This window comes from [Bacillus] enclensis, assembly GCF_001456935.1.
Lineage (GTDB): Bacteria > Bacillota > Bacilli > Bacillales > Bacillaceae_B > Rossellomorea > Rossellomorea enclensis.
In genome coordinates this window covers 26,152-43,970 of the sequence record NZ_KQ758487.1, presented here as the reverse complement: position 1 = coordinate 43,970, position 17,819 = coordinate 26,152, and the positions used below count along the sequence as shown (strand labels likewise).

Below are 17,819 nucleotides of genomic sequence, written 5' to 3'. Positions count from 1 at the left end.
AGCCTCGTTCAATATGGCTGAACTGTTTATGTTTGATTGTTCAATAGAGTTACTTTAGTTCGCTAAATTGGTAGAGTGGTAAAACAACGTTTTTAACTTTAACAAGATAAAGAGAGGTTGTCAATACTTTAGTCTGATGAATCGTTAAAATGATAGTTGGTAAGTTTTTGTATGGTCCGAATACAAGGGGTGATGGCTTTATATACCGCTGCCCGATTCCGTGGAAGACTTCGCTTTCCGCGGGTGACCCGTGAGCCTCCTCGGCTTCGCCTGCGGGAAGAAAAGCGAAGGGGCTTTGCTCAGAAGCGTGTGGCATAAGGCGAATCGGCCACGAAGGCGTTCTTTGCCTTCTTGGTCGATTTGACTTATGACATTTGCCTCTAAGCCCTGCAGCTGGACAGGTCTCACATTGGCCACATCTCCCGCAGGAGTCTTCGTCTTCCACTCCAATCAACAGCTGAAACGGCCAATGTATTCAGAACTTTATTTACTCCAAGACGTCCATGCCCTAATTTCTTTTTAAGATTGACAATATCATTTAAAAGTAAATTAATTAAAAAAGCCCTTCCTGATCCAATTCTCTGGATTAGGAAGAGCTTTAACAATCCTTTTAATCAAACTTATTTTTCCAACGGCTCGAACCGTTCCACCAGCAGTGCCAGTGTGCGGGCCATGACGCCTGTTGCTCCGGAAGGACCAAGGTCATAACTGCTCTTGGTCGTTGCGGTTCCCGCGATGTCGAGATGGACCCACGGAAGACCTTCGGCAAATTCGCCTACGAAGGCACCGCCCATGATGGCGTGTCCTGCACGGCCAGGTGAGTTATTGAGATCTGCGATTTTGCTGCTCCGCACACGTTTTTTATCATGTTCCGTGTAAGGAAGCTGCCAGATGAATTCACCTGATTCGCCCGAAGCTTCAAGCACTTGCTCAAAGAATGCTTCATTATTAGTCAGCGCACCCGTTTTATCCTCACCCAGGGCCACGATGACTCCGCCGGTCAGCGTCGCCACATCCACGAGGTAATTCGCTCCGTGATGCTTTGCATACGACATACCGTCTGCAAGCGCAAGGCGGCCTTCAGCATCCGTGTTCAGCACCTCGATCGTTTTGCCGCTCATCGCCGTGATGACGTCATCCGGCTTGAATGCGGATCCGCTTACCATGTTGTCCGTTGACGGAATGACAGCTACCACATTCTGTTCGGGCTTTGTTTCACCGATGATTTCCATCGCTCCGAGAACTGCCGCTGCGCCTCCCATATCCGTTTTCATGCCGACAATACCGTCCTTCGGCTTGATGGAGTAGCCGCCGGTATCAAATGTGATCCCTTTTCCGACTAATCCGATGACGTCTTTCCACTCATCTTTTCCGCTGTATTTCAATACAATCATCTTAGGCGGCTCAACCGACCCCTGATTGACAGCAAGCAGGGCGCCCATTCCGAGGTTTTCCATTTCTTCTTTATCAAGAATTTCCGCCTCGAAATCATAGCGCTCCGCAAGCTCCAGTGCGTATTCTGCCATCTTAGTGGATGTAAGCAGGTTTCCAGGTGTATTCACGAGCGTACGTGCTGAATTGACTCCTCTTCCAAAAGCCGCTCCGACTTCAAGTGCCGTTTTGACTTCTTTTTCGTCTTCGCCTGTCAGGAATTCAATGCTGTCCACATAAATTTCAGGTTCGTTCGATTTTTGCTTGTAGCCCTCAAACTGATAGGTAGCCATCGTGAACGCTTCCGTGAAAGCATGTGCCGAATCTGCAGCAGGCAGTTCTTCTGATGAAAATGTATCAAGTGCGACTGAAAATGAAGAGACCTTCATGTTTTTCAATTCTTTTGATGCCAGTCCCATCGCTTCTTTCAGAAGGTCGAAAGTCAGCTCCTTTTTTTTGCCGAGGCCGACAAACAGGATCCGTTTGCTGCTGATCTTACCGAATGTATGTATTTTTGATAGTTTCTTAGATTTGGATGAAATATCCCCATCCTTTACCAGTGAAGTAAGATACCCTTCAAACGAGTGATCAAGCTCTTTAAGCTCACCGTCGAATTGCGGCTGATGATAAACACCGACCACCAGGCATTCTTTAGCTGCTTCTGTTATGTGTTTCTGATTGATTGTAAAATTCATTTCCCCTGACACCTCCACCATCCATTATACCGGAGATATCAGTTAATTTCGACATGGGGGCATCGGGTCCGTGTAAGTTAGTTCTGAATTCATTCGGGTATGATATAATAAGAACATTATTTTATTTTCAGACTTTTAAAAAAAGATGGCAGGTGACAGCATGGAAGTATTCTTGAATTTTCCTTTGTGGGCCTCTTTATTTGCAATCTTCTTTGCACAGTTCGTTAAGGTGCCCATACAATTTATTGCAACGAGGGAATTGAACTGGTCATTGATCACTTCTACAGGCGGAATGCCGAGCTCCCACTCTGCCGCAGTGACGGCTTTATCAACAGGCGTTGCATTGGAAACCGGTCTTTCCTCCCCCATTTTTGCCGTTTCGGCGATCTTTGCCATCATCACGATGTTTGATGCGACAGGGGTCAGAAGGCAGGCAGGCGAACAAGCCATCGTGTTGAACCGGCTGACGGTGGACTTCCAGCGGTTCATGACCGAAGCCAAAGGATGGCAGAATAAACCCGAGCAGGAAAAAAGGAAAGAGTTAAAGGAACTGCTTGGACACAAACCGATCGAAGTTTTTTTCGGCGGACTTTCAGGAATCGTCCTGACCCTTATTCTGCACTATTTATTATTTATGTAGGAGTGATTCGGTGAGGATTGTCTCTATTTGCCCCAGCAATACTGAAATCATTGATTATCTCGGCCTTACATCCAGTCTGGTCGGGGTGGACGATTTTTCCGATTATCCCGGGGAGGTCCGCTCTCTTCCAAAGCTCGGCCCCGACTTGTCCATTGACATGGATAAGCTGCAGTCGCTGAAACCGGATCTTGTCTTATCCTCAATAAGCGTACCCGGCATGGAAAAGAATATCGAAGAATTGGATAGAAGGGAAATCCCCCATATCACTCTGAACCCTCAAAGCTTCAATGATATTGCGGAGGACCTTTTAACGGTCGGAAAAGCATGCGGAATAGAAGAGACCGCGGGTGAAAAGCATCATACCTTCTTACATACGGTCGAAGAACTGAAGCGGTTGAGCAGGACTGTGGACAGCATTCCGACCCTGTACTGGGAATGGTGGCCAAAGCCCGTTTTCACTCCGGGTAAAATAAACTGGCTTACGGAACTGAGTGAGATGGCAGGGGCTGAGAATGTTTTCAACGATGTGGATCTTGCCAGCGTCCAGACCGATTGGGAAGACGTCAGGAACCGTGAGCCCGATTATATCTGCCTTGCCTGGGTCGGCGTACAGCAGAAACGGGTTAACCCCGGAATCGTGAAGAAGCGCCCGAAGTGGGATACGATGAAAGCGGTAAAAGAAAATCGGATTCTCATACTTGAAGAAGCACTCTACTGCAGGCCGTCCCCCCTTTTATTAAAAGGGGCCCTGAAGCTTGCGATAGAACTCCATCCTGAAGTATACAAAGGTTTGGATATTCAATATGACACATAAGAAAAAAGCTCGTACTCAGAAGTTTCACTGAATACGAGCTTTTTATTATTCCTTTGTTGATAATATCTGTTGCCTGAACACCTGCATGGATTCGTTGCTGTTCAGTTTCACCAGTTCCTCTTCGGTCAGTTTTCCCGATCCCACTTGAACGAGATACACATTGAGGGTTTGTTTTCCCCATTCGTTATAAACCTGGTCCACGGTATCGTAATACAAATCGAGACGGTTCCCTTTGATCGCGCTGCCTGTATCCGCCACAACCCCGTACCCATAGTTAGGGATGAATAGGATCGTCCCGATCGGATAGACGGATGTATCTGCTGCAATCGTTGAATAGAGGTCCCGTTTCACTTTTACTCCCGAATATGTAATTCCATACGAGGGGTGTCCCGGATTTTTCCCAGTGGACTCCACCCCGGCAGTATAGCCTGTTGCCACTACCCGGTTCTTCGGATACTGTTCCCAGTTAACCGATTCTTCAAGCGTTGGAACCTTCCCCACAACAGGTTTCGAAGAGATCAAGGTCTTTGCACCTGCCAGTCTCTTCAAAAATTTAAATGACAAAGATATATGATTTGTTTTATGATTTTCCGAATAGCTTTCTGACTGATGCCCATGATTCTCATTCAGCCATGATTTAAATGTCTGGGCTTCCACCCCCGATACCGATTGAAAGGTGGTGCCTAAAGCCAGTGTGAATAAACCAGCCATTATGATTCGTTTCGTCCATTTTCTTACCAAATTCATGAATTCACTCCTCCCACCCTTATTCCTTCCCCAAGGGTTTGGTATTTATTCATAAATTGATAAAAAAATCGAATAGTTTCATTTTTTGGAAAATAATAGGTTGTTTGTTCCCGAGGTAAAATCGCGGTGATGAAAACTCCTTCTAGAGATTGCAAAGCCTTTAACACACACAAAAAACCGTTCAACCCGGTAGCTCGGTTAAACGGCAGATAATTAAAACATTCTGTATCCTTTTGCTCTCAATATCCTCATTACAATCCCCGACAGGACCGCCCCAGTCAGGCCGCTCCCCAAGATCAAAAGATCAGCCAAAGCCAAATTGCCTAACTTCGTTCCCAAGTCAGAAAATGATTCACCGGCGTTCCGGAAATATTCTATAAAACGGACATCGTCTACAATAAAGATGACAACAAGCGGATAGATGACCGCCATGATCCATGTCATACGCAATAACATATTAAGCAAAAAACCGATTCCAAAAAACAGAACCAGGAACAGAAGCATCGAAATGATCATTACATGTATAGGCATTTACCGTCTGCACCTCCATAAACACTAAAGTTTAGTGTACTCAATGTTTATGAAAGCGTCAATCTTTTGGCAGAGGTATTCACAAAATCAACAAAATTCCAGATCATTTCAGTAAAAAGATTAGTGAAATATCTAGAATCAGACTCTATACACCGCTAATGATTTCCGTGCAAGATTTCGCTTTCCGCGGGTAGCCCGTGAGCCTCCTGGTTCTGGCGGCAGATCCTCTCCAGCTCCGGCGTCTGGTCCCTAGAACTCCTGATCAATTTTTTTGAGGGTGACGAAGGTTAGAGGTGTTTTTGGCGCAGTATACGAATGGTTGCACTCACTTTATTAGGTGTATTCAGCGTTTTGGCTCAAGGAGCCCTATAATGCAGCCTGCGGAACGGAGTGAATTGGGGGAATCTTTTAATATTGCCCCGTAATCTTTCGAAAACTGGACTTTTTCTTTCAATTCCTGGCAATAATCTTTGAATTCTGCGGAATAATCTTCGAATTTCATGATTTATTCCGTCACTTACCAAAAAAATCCAATATTGACCTAAAAAAAGCACTTTTCCGGTCCATTTCTTTTGTGCTTGTAGGCAAGACGAAGACTTCTGCGGGAAGAGTAGCTTATTAAAAAAGCGGAAGGCCTTTGATCAAAGGCTTATGTCATGTGCCTCTAAGCCCTGCAAACTTCAATCAACCGCTGGGGAGAACCTACATACCAGATTAAGTCCAAACAAAAACCCCAATTTATTTGCCTGCTAAGACAAATAAATTGGGGTTTATTTATTCTAAAATTTCTGTTCCAGCCTCTTTATAAGTTAATCGTATAGTTCTATTTCTGTTTCCCGCTGCCTCCGCAGCAAGGGCAAGTTTCAGAACCACCCAACACTAACTGAAAGTATCCTTTTCCTGAACAGTATAGACAAAATTTTGTTTTCGTACTTGCAGTAGCTCTCATGATTCCCTCTCCTTTGGGTTTGTTTTTATAATTTTCTGATAATATATCATCTATCCTTTCCAATGAAAAGGGACATATTAGGGGATGTACCTCTAAGAAAGCGAATACATTGCTTGTTATCTTTTATTATCTCTCTTTTTCATATAATTTACTGAATTTTTAAATAAATCACACTAACGTGTTTTCTTGCCTGAATGTTAAGGCTTTCCCAGTGGTCCAATCCCCTCTTTCTCCATTTCGTTTTACATTTTTCTTGTTTGTTATATACTTGTATTAGAAATACTTGTATAAATCGCAGAAACAAGGTGGCGTACCAAAATGAACTGTTCCATTCCTATCAATATTACAAGTACTGATGCCTTAAACAGCATCGGAGAAAATATCATTATTGCCGACAAGGATTATAACGTCACATGGATGAATGCAACAGCCGTCAAGTCCATGACAGTCATTGCCCCGCTATTCGGCCTGGAGGGTGCTGATCAAATCATCGGAATGAATATGGACGAGTTTCACAGGATGCCGCAGTATCAGCGCAGGATCATGTCAGAACTTAAAGAAACGCATCGGGCAAGGATCAATATCAGGAACAAGTTTGCTGCAGACATTGTCATCAGCCCGATCACGAGTTTAGCACACTCGGGTGAAGTAGAAGGCTATATGGTCATGCTTATGGATGTTACCACTAAGGCTGAAGAAGAAAAGAAAAGGGAAACCATGATTGAGGAGCTGTCTGTGCCCATCTTGCATATATGGGACAAGACAATCGCGCTGCCGCTCAAAGGTGAGCTCGACCATGAGCGGGGAGAAAAGGTAATCAGCACGGTACTTGAGGAGTGTGTCTCGGGAGGCGTCGAATTTGTGATGATCAGTCTCAGCGGGATCAACAGGTTTGATGACAGCATCAGGCAAAATCTTCAAAACCTATACGATTGCCTGAAATTGATCGGGGTCGAATGCATCATCGTTGGTATCACTCCCGAACTTGCCATCCGGATCGGTGAGTTTAAAGATATTGTTACGTTCAGTCATTCAAATGTCGGACTCAAATATATCATGTCCAAATTGGACAGCGAAACCAATGAGAAAAGGTGATGGAAGCACCAAAATGCCTCCATCACCTTTTTACATAAACAGTTTATAACTTGTATACCCAAACTGTTCGCCTGGATCCAGTCCTTCTATAGCCTGGTGACGCTGCAGTAAGTCACCCTGTTTCAACATCTCATGAATCATCACCGACGTTTTCCCGTCAACCATTAAAGCATTCGGTGATTTCCACTGCACATCGAACAATTCATTTTTTTCTATTTCTATTTGATCAGTTTCGATATGGTTCAAATGAAAGATGATCATATTGTCACTGATTTCATTGCCGATTACACCCGTACGCACCCCGATGATGCCGTTCACGGTCGTTGTGAGGCCCGTCTCCTCTTTGACCTCGCGGATGACAGCTTCATCCACTGTCTCTCCTTCATTGACGAACCCGGCCGGCAATGACCACATGCCTTTCAATCCGCCGTATCTCTTCTTAACAACAAGCCAATTTCCTTCTTTATCTATAACGAGTCCGGCAACAGCCAGCCATACTTTTCCCCTTTTCATCTGCTCCTCCTCTTCCTGTAGCTTTCTCTTTCTTTTAAGGTACTACAGGATGGGAAGATAGAAAAGTCATGAGTGGATATTCAGGAAGGAAGGTCTATATAATGATGCCCCGTGAACTTGTCTCAGAATGCCTATTTCGAGCCAGGCCCGGGTTCAAGTATTGGCTTTGATGCAGCTGAAGGGCAGCACGCTGGAAGCGCGAGGGATTAGTCGATTTTTTAGAATTGTCGGTAACATCTATGAAATCTGTTGAGAAACTTGATTTTTTGTGGATAAAAATGAATTTTCGTTGATAAAACCTCTTTTTGTTGATAACCAACCAAAAAACGTTGATAAACCCAGTATCGTAACAACGAAACGAAAAAAAGCAGAGCGGGTTTCCGCTCTGCTTTTACTCACTTGATATTAAAAGAACTTGAATTTACCCTTTTTGAATACGAGTGAAGGTCCGCCAACCATGTACAATGCACGGTTGTCTACTACCTTCTTCATGAATGATGCTTTCGTACCTGTAAGTTTCTTGCCGTACACAACGCCGATTGCGTCATTTTCACCAAGTGAACATACTGTACCTTTGATATCCGGAGTGAATTCTTCAAGATCATTTTTACCGTGAAGAAGGGCTGCGATATTACGGGCACACACTTCTCCTTGCTGCATCGCGATTTGTGCAGTCGGAGGATATGGGCGTTCCGTTTCTTCATTGATCATCAATGAGCAGTCTCCAACGATGAAGATATTGTCATGTCCAGGCGCACGAAGATCCTTGTTGATCTTGACGCGTGCACGCATGTTTTCAATACCCGCTTTTTCAATGACGCGATTACCGCGGACACCTGCTGCCCATACGATTGTTCCGGCTTTGATTTCTTCCACTTCATCTTCGCCTTTAGCAATCAGGACGCTGCCTGCTTTTGCTTCCTTAAGCGGTGTTCCGATATGGAATTCAACGCCTTTTTTCTCAAGTGTGGCACGTGCATATTTTACAAGCTCCGGATCGAATCCAGGAAGGATCATAGGAGCTGCCTCAACACATACGATGCGCACTTTGGAACGGTCGATATCGTACTCTTTGCAAAGCTCAGGAACGCGGTTACCAAGTTCACCAAGGAATTCGATACCAGTGAAGCCTGCGCCGCCGACAACGATTGTCAGGCGCTCGTCTTTAGGCACCTCTTCATTCTTATATGTGGCAAATTGAAGTTCGATATGCTCACGGATCTGACGGGCAGAATTGACGTTCGCAATCATGAAAGCATGCTCATGCAAGCCCTGGATGCCGAACGTTTCAGATTCTGCACCTAGTGCAACGACCAGGTAATCGAATTCCACTTCACCTTCGCTTGTAAGGACTTTCTTTTCTTCAACTTTGATGTCATCAACAGTTGCCTGTAAAAAATTCACTTTGCTTGTATTCACAACGTCCTTGACGTCATAGCGTACACGGTCATGATGAAGAGTCCCTGCAGAAGCTTCATGCAGCCATGTTGTTTCATAATGGTAGTCATTTTTATTAATAAGGATGACTTCCGCTTCGTTCGTACCCAATTGCTTCTGAAGACGAGTTACTGTCATAAGCCCGCCGTAACCTGCACCTAAAACAACGATTCTTGGCTTTCTCAACTGAATCACATCCACCTTTTTGATTGTATTTGCGTAGGATACTCTTAGAGTCCTCCACATCAGTCTTTTTTATCCCGTCAATCTGCTGCTACTATCTCTTTCCCCTTTTGAAGGAACCAAAAACAAATGGAACGGGATTTTTCTGTAGAACAGAAAGTAATGAATAAAGAAAAAATAAAAACAAAAAATAAGTTTGTGACATCCTTCACGTACTATTTCAGACCGCGAGAATTGTCATAAATTCTTAACAATATGTCTACATTACATAATATTCTTTTTACCCCATCTTTTCAAGGTATTACGGATAAATAATCATTCTTGGGAAAATTGCGACAATACCTCCCTCGTTAATAACTGAACATTCCAAAAAACAATCTAAATTTTGGGAAGGATTGATATCTCTATGATAGAATAAATTAAAGAGATGTAACTTAATTTGGGAGGGATCTACTTGAAGGAAGACCAAAAGGTTTACGATATAACAATCATAGGAGGAGGCCCTACAGGGTTATTCACTGCCTTCTATGGCGGGATGAGAAAAGCTTCAGTGAAGATCATCGAGAGTCTGCCCCAACTGGGCGGTCAGCTATCCACCCTTTATCCCGAAAAATACATATATGATGTGGCCGGTTTCCCGAAGGTAAAAGCACAGGACCTTGTGAACAACCTAAAGGAACAGATGGCCAAGTTCGAAACCACGATCTGTCTGGAGCAGGCAGTTGAAAGTGTGGAAAAACAGGGAGACGGCTGCTTCAAGCTCTCAACTGATAAAGAAGTTCACTATTCAAAAACCATTATCATCACGGCCGGAAATGGTGCTTTTCAACCGAGACGCCTTGAGCTGGAAAATGCCATGCAATATGAAGGAAAGAATCTTCATTATTTCGTGGATAATATGGAAAGATTCAAAGGAAAGAAAGTCGCGATCTGCGGCGGCGGGGATTCCGCGGTCGATTGGGCACTCATGCTTGAACCGATTGCAGAAAAGGTCTATCTCATCCACAGAAGGGATAAATTCCGTGCCCATGAACACAGTGTGGAGAATCTGCACAATTCATCTGTCGAACTCAAGACTCCATTTGTCCCTGCTGAAATCGTGGGGGACGAATCAAGAATCCATCAGCTCATCCTTGAAGAAGTCCGCGGGGATGAAAAGGAAATCCTGGATATCGACGAGCTGATCGTCAACTTCGGATTCGTTTCTTCTCTCGGTCCCATCAAGGACTGGGGGCTCGAAATCGAGAAAAACTCCATCGTCGTCAATTCCCGGATGGAAACAAATATAGAAGGAATTTACGCAGCCGGGGATATCTCGACGTATGATGGAAAAGTAAAACTGATCGCAAGCGGCTTTGGTGAAGCCCCTACCGCCGTCAACAATGCAAAAGCCTACATGGATCCAAAAGCACGGGTACAGCCAATGCACAGTACATCTATGTTTACGGATTGATGAGCAATGAAGATCCAGGTATCAGGCCTGGATCTTTTTTCATTTATAAAAAATATTATAAGGAGGTAAATGATATGTTTATAGGACGGACACTCTATATTTTAGGAATGCTTACAGCAGCATTATGCTTTATTGGATTTATGATGATTGTATTTACTTCAGGTTCGGGCGGGAATGAGCTTATTTATACTTTTTTCGGCTTTCTCAATGGACTGATGGCAATGGGAGTCGGAGAGCTGGTGATCGACTCAAATCATCGACAGAAAATAGAGAATCCAGATGGGTAACCTACCCGTTTGTTTATTTTAGCAAGGAATGGGTAGACCAATAATAAAGGCAAAAATCTTACAAAGGATGTTGAATAAAGATGAATGTACTTGTTATTGGAGCAAACGGCCATACAGGCCGACTGGTATTGAAAGAACTGAAGAACAGCACACAACACTTTTCCAAAGCGATGATCCGTAAATCGGAACAGACGAAAGATATGGAGGAGCTCGGTGCCAGACCGATTGTTGCCGATCTTGAACAGGACTTTTCTTATGCGCTTGAAAACGTGAATGCGGTGATCTTCGCTGCAGGAAGCGGAAGTAAAACCGGAGAAGACAAAACCATCGCAATCGATCAGGAAGGTGCAAAAAAAGCGGTCGACTACGCAAAGGAAAAAGGCATCGAACGTTTCATCATGCTCAGTTCGATGGGTGCCGACCAGCCGGAAAACGCACCTGAAGGCATGGGCGTATACTTAAATGCGAAGCATGATGCAGACGTACACCTTAAAGAAAGCGGACTGAACTATACGATCGTCCGTCCCGGTGCCCTGACCCATGATGAGGCAAAAGGAAAAATAATCGCACAGTCTTCAATAGAAGACAAAAGCGGTGACATTCCCCGTGCAGATGTTGCAAAAGTTCTGGTGGAATCGTTAACTGCGCCAGAGACGAACCATAAGGTAATTGAAATATTGAGCGGTGACACACCGGTTGAAGAAGCTTTAAAGAAGTTATAAAAACAAAAAGAAGGACCCTCCCGTAATAAAGTGTACCCTTTGTAAAGGACATTTTAAAAAAGCCTAAGCTGCAACTAAAAGATGATTTCTGTATTGAACAGGGGTCATCTTTTTTCTGTTCCATTGATACCTATAGTGATTATAGTAAGTCATGTATTGCTTAATTTCCTTTTGTACTTCCTCTAGTGTCAGGCAGGATTTAATAGAGGTTTCATCTTTTAGGTGTCCAAAGAATGATTCAATGGGGGCGTTATCCCAACAGTTGCCCCTTCGGGACATTGATTGCCGGATTCCAAGTTTTTTAACCATTTTCTGAAATTGGGGATGGGTATAGTGAACCCCTTGATCCGAATGGATGAGTGAATCTTTATGTTTTTTAAACCTTCTGTTTTTCTTTAGTTTTTTGAGGGTATCTGTGGCTAATTCCATAGTCATTCTGTCAGACACATGGTAAGCAAGAGCTTCACCACTGGAGCCATCCAATATCATGGATAAATAAGCTCTGGAACTTTTACCATAGTTCAAGTAAGTGATGTCTGTTAACAGCACTTTGCCTGGTTTACCCTGATTGAATTGGCGCTCCAGTAGGTTAGGGACCACTGAATGTTCCTGGGTGGCCTTCATTAGACGCCTATATGGATTCGCCCTCCGGAAGGGGCAAACGATGTTATATTTCTTCATGATTCTTCGAATTCTTTTCAAGTTAAAGACAATCTTAAATTGACCCGCCAAAGTCATTTTGATTTGACGCGCCCCTTTCTTGCGCTTCTTATGACGGAACGCTTTTAAGATGATTTCTTTCAGTTCTTCATCCCTTGCTTCCCGTTGTTTTCTACGCTCTTGAGACTCGTGAGAGTAGTATTTATAGTAGGCACTTCTGGAAACTCCTGCGACCCCACAAAGGTATCTCACCATTTTTTGAGTTTATATTTCTCTATTACGGAACGAATGAGAATGAACTTTTGACTTGGGGAGAGGACTACTTCTTTAGCCCCCTTTCCGCGAATCGAATCTTTTTTAGAAGTTCATTTTCCGCTTTAAGCAGGTTGATTTGAGCTTCTAGTCGAGCATTCTTATCCTCAAGGGAAACTCCCGTTGTCTAGGTCTCCCAGAATGGCCTTTCCTTGTGTCACTGAGCCCCAAAACTCCGTTCCTTTTATAAGCAGCATTCCACCTCTTACTAGCGGAATGAATACGTGCCATACCAATTATATCTGTATCAAATCCAGCATCTTCAAAGATCTGTCTAGAGAACTTGCCTTTCTTCTTCTCAGAGATAAAAAGGCGTTTAAATTCATCTGTGTAGGTAATTCCCTTAGAGCTAACAGCTTTGACAAAAGGATTAATGGATAATAGTTGGATTTCTTTCTCTGTGAATGTTTTTTTACTCATGATGTTTTCCCCAATTTCTACTAGTTGTCTATTTGTCATTATACAAAAAAAATACCCTATAGGTAGACTTTTTCAAGTGTCTACTCTATAGGGTACATTTTAGAAATCGGGAGGGTCCTCTTTATTTATCTTCTAGCAGTTCTCAGGCGTTCCTTTATTCGTTGCCGTCACGAACGATGATACGGCATCCTAATGAATATAAGTTCATTAAAATTAGTCCTTCATCTATACTCATAGGTTCAGTAAATATCATTCTAGATATATGAAAAGAGGGGACTGGGAATTTTTGTCGAATTTAATTACAAAGAACAAATTGGAGGAATATTAAAATGGCTGAACTATTTTTAAAAGATGAAGAAATAAAAGAAATCTTTAAAACACATATTAAAATTGAATCAAAAGTAATGTCAATTGAAACATTGTTTGCAAATGAAAGAAGGACAAAGAATACAGTATACGATCCTTATTATCAACGAAATTATGTATGGGATAATGATAAGGCTAGTTATTTTATTGAAAGCATATTACTTGGTACAGAAATTCCACCTTTAGTCTTTTTTAATACAGGAAAAAACATAGAAGTTATAGACGGGCGGCAAAGATTTGAGACTATAAAAAGATTTAAAGAAAACAAATTCCATTTAACTAATAAAGGACTGAGTGTCTTTCCTGATTTGAAAAAGAAAAGTTTTGATGATTTCGATATGGGTTTGCAAGATGTATTTTGGGATACAAAAATTAGAATTATAGAGTTTAGTGTAGTCAACGAACCTAGATTAGATGAAAGAAAAGAAGATCAAATAAAAAAAGAAATTTTCCGCCGATACAATTCTGGTATAACACCTTTAAAGAACGCTGAAATTGAAAAGGCCATTTACATTAATGATGATACTACAACTTATTTCAAAAAGAGATTTAAAGAGAATAAGGGAAATTATTTAGACTTCCTAGATTTATTCTTTTCTGAAAGAGAGAGGGAAACCAGTAAAAAAGGGATAAAGCTAGAGAAAGCAATGCAAAAAATAAGATTATTTCTCGTATTACACAATCTCCCTATTAATTATTACAGTACCTCACAAAGCAGAAAAGAATTGATTCAGCGTTTCTTTGAAAACCTTAGTAATACCACTACTGATGTTGAGAGGCTTTATGAAAGTTTTTTTAGAAAAGTTGAGTTTACTAAGGAAATGAAGAATAGGTTAGAAGTTGATGGTGTAGAGCATAACAAATTGGTTTTCGAATGCCTTTTTTGGGCTTGCACAGTCCTTGAACAGGAAAAAATAAGTTTAGACACACTACACGACGAAACTATTAAACAAAAGTTAGTTGATTTCATTTCAAATAACTTCAAGTTGTACACGCTTGAAAATAGTCATTTTTATAAGGAAATGAAGGAAAGATACACTGGAACTGCTTCATTCTTTGAGGAGCTATTAGGTGTGAATCTAGAAGTCTACATTAAGAATAATATGGCTACTCAACGAAAGTTAAAAAAAGTTATGAACAATACTCCAGATACAAATGAACTAATAGAGGAGTTTGAGACTCTTAGATTAAATAAACCTGATGCAAGCACGACTACAATTGATGACATTTGCAGATTAATGAATAGAAAACGCTTCTTGCTTAGACCATCATATCAAAGAGGTGAATCCATTAACCAAATGAAATCCTCCGCAATTATAGAAAGTATATTGTTAGGGATTAAATTACCACCAATTTTTATTTTCAAAAGACAAGATGGAATTCTAGAAGTAGTCGATGGTCAACAGCGTCTTCTCTCAATACTTGGATTTATTGGTGAAGAGTTCTTAGACGAAGAAGGCAACAGAATTCTTTCAGATAAACACAAGTATAAATTAAATAAACTTAGAATTTTAGACGAATTTAAAGGGCGAGGTTATGATGACTTAGATGATGATTCAAAGGAAAAGATTCTTGATTTTAATCTGTCACTTGTGACAATTGATTCTAAAATTAACCCTCAATTCGATCCGATAGACCTTTTTATAAGATTAAACAATAAACCGTATCCAATAAGAGAAAATACTTTTGAGATGTGGAATTCTTACATCGATGTGGAAATCACTAAAAAGATCAGAACTCTCGCAGAAAAGTATAACAGTTGGTTTTATTCAAGACTAAAAAATACAAGAATGGAAAATGAAGAATTAATCACTACATTGGCGTATTTTGACTATAAATCGGAAAATCCTGATGCTCACAATGATTTAGATATTTACCAAAGGAACGATAAAATCAACTTCAGAGTAAGAGCTAAAACCGAAATAACAAAATTATTAAATACTGCTTCAGAACAAGACTCAGTAAAGAATGCATATTTAAAATCGATTACTTCGGTAGATACATTTATAAGAAAGTTAAAGTTGTTATTAGTAGAAAAAGATGTTTCGGAGAATCTTGATGAATATTTAAAAAAAGAACTAGATGAATTATTTTATTTGTCCCAATCCAGAACAGCAAGAAGAACATTACAAAGCTTTTATGCATTATGGTATGTCCTGTCTAAAATTCCATATCAAATGGTAAGAACTCATAGGTTAAAAATCAAAGAAGATATTACTAACTTATTTAGATTCACAAAATCTCTCCCCTTTGAAGATCAAAATGGGATGGGATTAACTAAATACAAACTTATGATGGACGAATTTTGGGAGAAATATAAAGTTGATGACCGGAAAATCAAGCTAGAAGTGGATGAAAAAAAGGAACTTTTAAAAAAGCAAAATAATATTTGTCCATTATGTAACTCGTTATTATTTATTTCTGATGATATTGAAGTCGATCACAGAGTCCCTCTAAGTGTGGGTGGCAGTGATAAGTTCCTTAATCTTCAATTAACACATAAGGATTGTAACAGAAAAAAGGGAAATAGAATATTAAATTAACACTTAAGGAGAGAACCAAATAACTGGCTCTCTCTTTTATAATCCTCTAAATACCACTACCCTAACGTTTTTGGAGTAGAATGAATCTGTGAGTGATTCTACTTCATTTAGTAATACTTTTATTTAATAGACCTTTACAATATGAGCAGATATAGAAAAAATACATCAACAAAATAAAATGCTTATGGTCGCTATATCTGAAATAATCTCATTAATTTGGTTGTTTAGTAGTTAAAAATTGCTTTATGTAACTCTAAGGCCACTGTTAGTCGTTATCTCAGATAAACCAATGCCTTGTTCATCATTGTTTATTTACCTGTGCCCATCATATTTTTTGCAGCATAATTCAAGTAATTAATATAATTCCTGATGCGCTGTGATGTGAGTGCGTCTATAAACTCTACTTTATAATGTTAATTTAACCACTTTTTAAGTCTATTGGATAATTCCCCAGCGTCTTTTCACGTAAGCGTTACTTCTTTTTTCCTATTTGTGTTCTTTTCTTTATTTTATTTAAAGGCCTAAAAAAGTCCTCCTCAGATAGTTAGTCTCTAACATTAACTATCGAGAAGGACTGTAGTTAACAACCCTAAATTCTTCATTTATCTTCTAGCAGTTCTCAGGCGTTCCTTTATTCGTTGCCGTCACGAACGAAGATCCGCACCCGCATGAAGCAATGGCATTTGGATTATCGATCGTAAAGCCTCCGCCCATCATGGACTGCTTATAATCAATTTTTGTACCATTTAAAATGGGAGCATCTTCCTTGGAAACGACAAGCTTCAGTTCGAACTGTTCCAGGACTTCATCGCCTTCCTGCACCTCGTGTTCGAAACCCATTCCGTAAGAAAGGCCGCTGCAGCCTCCACCTTTAACCGATACGCGAAGCATGGCATCTGCCTCATCATGTTCCTTCATCATATCTTTAATCTGAAGGGCAGCAGCTTCCGTAAGAATTACAACTTCACTCATTCACTACACCTCCAACCTTTTCTCTTCTTACTTATTAGTATACTCCTTTCTATTTTACTACTCAACCGATGGGAACTATGTGAATGACATCTGCCCCTTCTGAAAAAATTTCATTTGTTGGTGGTTCCCGGGATGTGGTGCCTGGCTCAAATCACCCCTTTAGGCCTGGCTCAAAAACGCCTGATCGTGCCAGGCACCGAGTCCCCGTCCTCTCACTAAGTAAAAATACCCAACAATCAGCCACTTCCCTGAAGAAAAGACTAGTCCTCTCCACCTAAAACAAGGTATAATAAGGAAAATAGTCCCTTTCCTGAGGTGAGATTGATGACTGAATTAACTCCTTACTACGATAAAAAAATCCAGTGCCTTGCATGCAGGCATTCCTATTCCACCACCAAAATCCGCTCCCGTTTCGTCAAAGTGAAAGGTCATGAAAGTGACTTCTGCCCTGTATACGGTTCAGATGAAATCAACCCTTTACTCTACAATGTATCCGTATGCCCCCCCGATGCGGCTTCTCTTTTACCGATGAATTCAGCAAATATATCGTTCCGGTTTTAAAAACAGACCTCGAGAAAAAAATCAGCCGTCACTGGCAGCCCCAGGACTACGGCGATATCCGTACCATCGATGAGGCAATCAAAACGTACAAGCTCGCTGCGTATTGTGCCTTGATCAAAAAGGAAAAGAAACTCACGATCGCCGGACTCTATTTGCGTACGGCGTGGCTGTACCGAAAAATCAATCAATCAGACCAGGAAAGAAGATTCATCAATCTTGCCACCCATGAATATATCGAGTCCTATTTAAGCGATGATTTCAAAGGAACGTCCATGTCCGAAACGAAACTTCTCTATCTGATTGCAGAACTCCTCCGCCGTCAGGATAAAGTTGATGAAGCTGTAAAATACCTTTCAAAAGTAATAGAAAAACAGCATCTTTCAACTGAACCGAAGATTGTGGAAATGGCCAAGGAACGGTGGTATGAAATGAGGGAAAGCTTCAAGGAGCAGAAGCGGAACAACCCAGCTTAACAAATTCAGGAGCGA

General features: G+C 41.3%; 16 protein-coding genes and 1 pseudogene. 9 read left to right on the top strand and 8 right to left on the bottom strand.

All coding sequences use genetic code 11. From position 1 onward, the window contains the following. Positions 1–620: 620 nt before the first annotated feature. The gene (locus AS034_RS18490; protein ID WP_058299703.1) at positions 621–2,126 is read right to left on the bottom strand and encodes a leucyl aminopeptidase; all 1,506 of its coding nucleotides are present in this window, start codon (positions 2,124–2,126) and stop codon (positions 621–623) included. Between the two features lie 160 nt (positions 2,127–2,286). Here AS034_RS18490 and AS034_RS18485 point away from each other — a divergent pair, with 160 nt between their 5' ends. Together AS034_RS18485 and AS034_RS18480 are read left to right on the top strand one after the other, a co-directional pair. Further along, a complete protein-coding gene (locus tag AS034_RS18485) occupies positions 2,287–2,766 on the top strand; it encodes a divergent PAP2 family protein (RefSeq protein ID WP_032086405.1) in 480 nt (159 codons plus the stop codon). Positions 2,767–2,776: 10 nt separating this feature from the next. Then, positions 2,777–3,580, top strand: a complete 804-nt coding sequence (locus tag AS034_RS18480; protein WP_058299702.1) for a cobalamin-binding protein — start codon at positions 2,777–2,779, stop codon at positions 3,578–3,580. Positions 3,581–3,625: 45 nt separating this feature from the next. On the opposite strand, the gene AS034_RS18475 is transcribed toward AS034_RS18480, so the two are convergent. The 3 genes from AS034_RS18475 to AS034_RS22885 form a co-directional block, all read right to left on the bottom strand. Continuing rightward, positions 3,626–4,327 carry a 3D domain-containing protein gene (locus tag AS034_RS18475; RefSeq protein ID WP_058299701.1) on the bottom strand — a complete coding sequence of 234 codons (702 nt, stop codon included), beginning with the start codon at positions 4,325–4,327 and terminating at the stop codon, positions 3,626–3,628. A 213-nt stretch (positions 4,328–4,540) separates the two neighbouring features. Further along, positions 4,541–4,858, bottom strand: coding sequence for a YuiB family protein (locus tag AS034_RS18470; protein WP_058299700.1), 318 nt, complete (start codon positions 4,856–4,858; stop codon positions 4,541–4,543). Positions 4,859–5,681: 823 nt separating this feature from the next. After that, positions 5,682–5,807 (bottom strand): YuiA family protein, encoded by a 126-nt coding sequence (locus tag AS034_RS22885; protein ID WP_162266043.1) that lies wholly within the window; start codon positions 5,805–5,807, stop codon positions 5,682–5,684. Between the two features lie 318 nt (positions 5,808–6,125). Here AS034_RS22885 and AS034_RS18465 point away from each other — a divergent pair, with 318 nt between their 5' ends. Further along, positions 6,126–6,902, top strand: coding sequence for an STAS domain-containing protein (locus tag AS034_RS18465; RefSeq protein ID WP_058299699.1), 777 nt, complete (start codon positions 6,126–6,128; stop codon positions 6,900–6,902). Between the two features lie 30 nt (positions 6,903–6,932). On the opposite strand, the gene AS034_RS18460 is transcribed toward AS034_RS18465, so the two are convergent. Both AS034_RS18460 and AS034_RS18455 read right to left on the bottom strand, forming a co-directional pair. Further along, a complete protein-coding gene (locus AS034_RS18460) occupies positions 6,933–7,415 on the bottom strand; it encodes an NUDIX domain-containing protein (RefSeq protein ID WP_058299698.1) in 483 nt (160 codons plus the stop codon). A 405-nt stretch (positions 7,416–7,820) separates the two neighbouring features. Beyond that, the gene (locus tag AS034_RS18455; RefSeq protein WP_032086410.1) at positions 7,821–9,038 is read right to left on the bottom strand and encodes an NAD(P)/FAD-dependent oxidoreductase; all 1,218 of its coding nucleotides are present in this window, start codon (positions 9,036–9,038) and stop codon (positions 7,821–7,823) included. A 451-nt stretch (positions 9,039–9,489) separates the two neighbouring features. On the opposite strand from AS034_RS18455, the gene yumC reads away from it, so the two are divergent. The 3 genes from yumC (at position 9,490) to AS034_RS18440 (ending at position 11,497) form a co-directional block, all read left to right on the top strand. Beyond that, positions 9,490–10,488 carry a ferredoxin--NADP reductase 2 gene (gene yumC, locus AS034_RS18450; protein WP_058299697.1) on the top strand — a complete coding sequence of 333 codons (999 nt, stop codon included), beginning with the start codon at positions 9,490–9,492 and terminating at the stop codon, positions 10,486–10,488. A gap of 74 nt (positions 10,489–10,562) precedes the next feature. Beyond that, positions 10,563–10,775, top strand: coding sequence for a hypothetical protein (locus tag AS034_RS18445; protein WP_032086412.1), 213 nt, complete (start codon positions 10,563–10,565; stop codon positions 10,773–10,775). A gap of 80 nt (positions 10,776–10,855) precedes the next feature. Continuing rightward, a complete protein-coding gene (locus tag AS034_RS18440) occupies positions 10,856–11,497 on the top strand; it encodes an SDR family oxidoreductase (protein WP_058299696.1) in 642 nt (213 codons plus the stop codon). A gap of 63 nt (positions 11,498–11,560) precedes the next feature. Here the strand turns inward: AS034_RS18440 and AS034_RS22500 are convergent. Continuing rightward, positions 11,561–12,928 (bottom strand): annotated as a pseudogene (locus tag AS034_RS22500) (IS3 family transposase). A 290-nt stretch (positions 12,929–13,218) separates the two neighbouring features. Between AS034_RS22500 and AS034_RS18425 the strand changes: the two are divergent. Then, positions 13,219–15,798 carry a GmrSD restriction endonuclease domain-containing protein gene (locus AS034_RS18425; protein WP_058299694.1) on the top strand — a complete coding sequence of 860 codons (2,580 nt, stop codon included), beginning with the start codon at positions 13,219–13,221 and terminating at the stop codon, positions 15,796–15,798. Positions 15,799–16,407: 609 nt separating this feature from the next. Here AS034_RS18425 and AS034_RS18420 read toward each other — a convergent pair. Further along, positions 16,408–16,770 (bottom strand): HesB/IscA family protein, encoded by a 363-nt coding sequence (locus AS034_RS18420; protein WP_058299693.1) that lies wholly within the window; start codon positions 16,768–16,770, stop codon positions 16,408–16,410. Positions 16,771–17,094: 324 nt separating this feature from the next. Here AS034_RS18420 and AS034_RS23225 point away from each other — a divergent pair, with 324 nt between their 5' ends. After that, positions 17,095–17,331, top strand: coding sequence for a DUF2225 domain-containing protein (locus AS034_RS23225; protein ID WP_244888201.1), 237 nt, complete (start codon positions 17,095–17,097; stop codon positions 17,329–17,331). Beyond that, complete coding sequence (locus AS034_RS18415; RefSeq protein WP_244888200.1) at positions 17,268–17,804, top strand: DUF2225 domain-containing protein; 537 nt, start codon at positions 17,268–17,270, stop codon at positions 17,802–17,804. Before AS034_RS23225 ends, AS034_RS18415 begins: the two co-directional genes overlap by 64 nt. Positions 17,805–17,819: the final 15 nt, after the last annotated feature.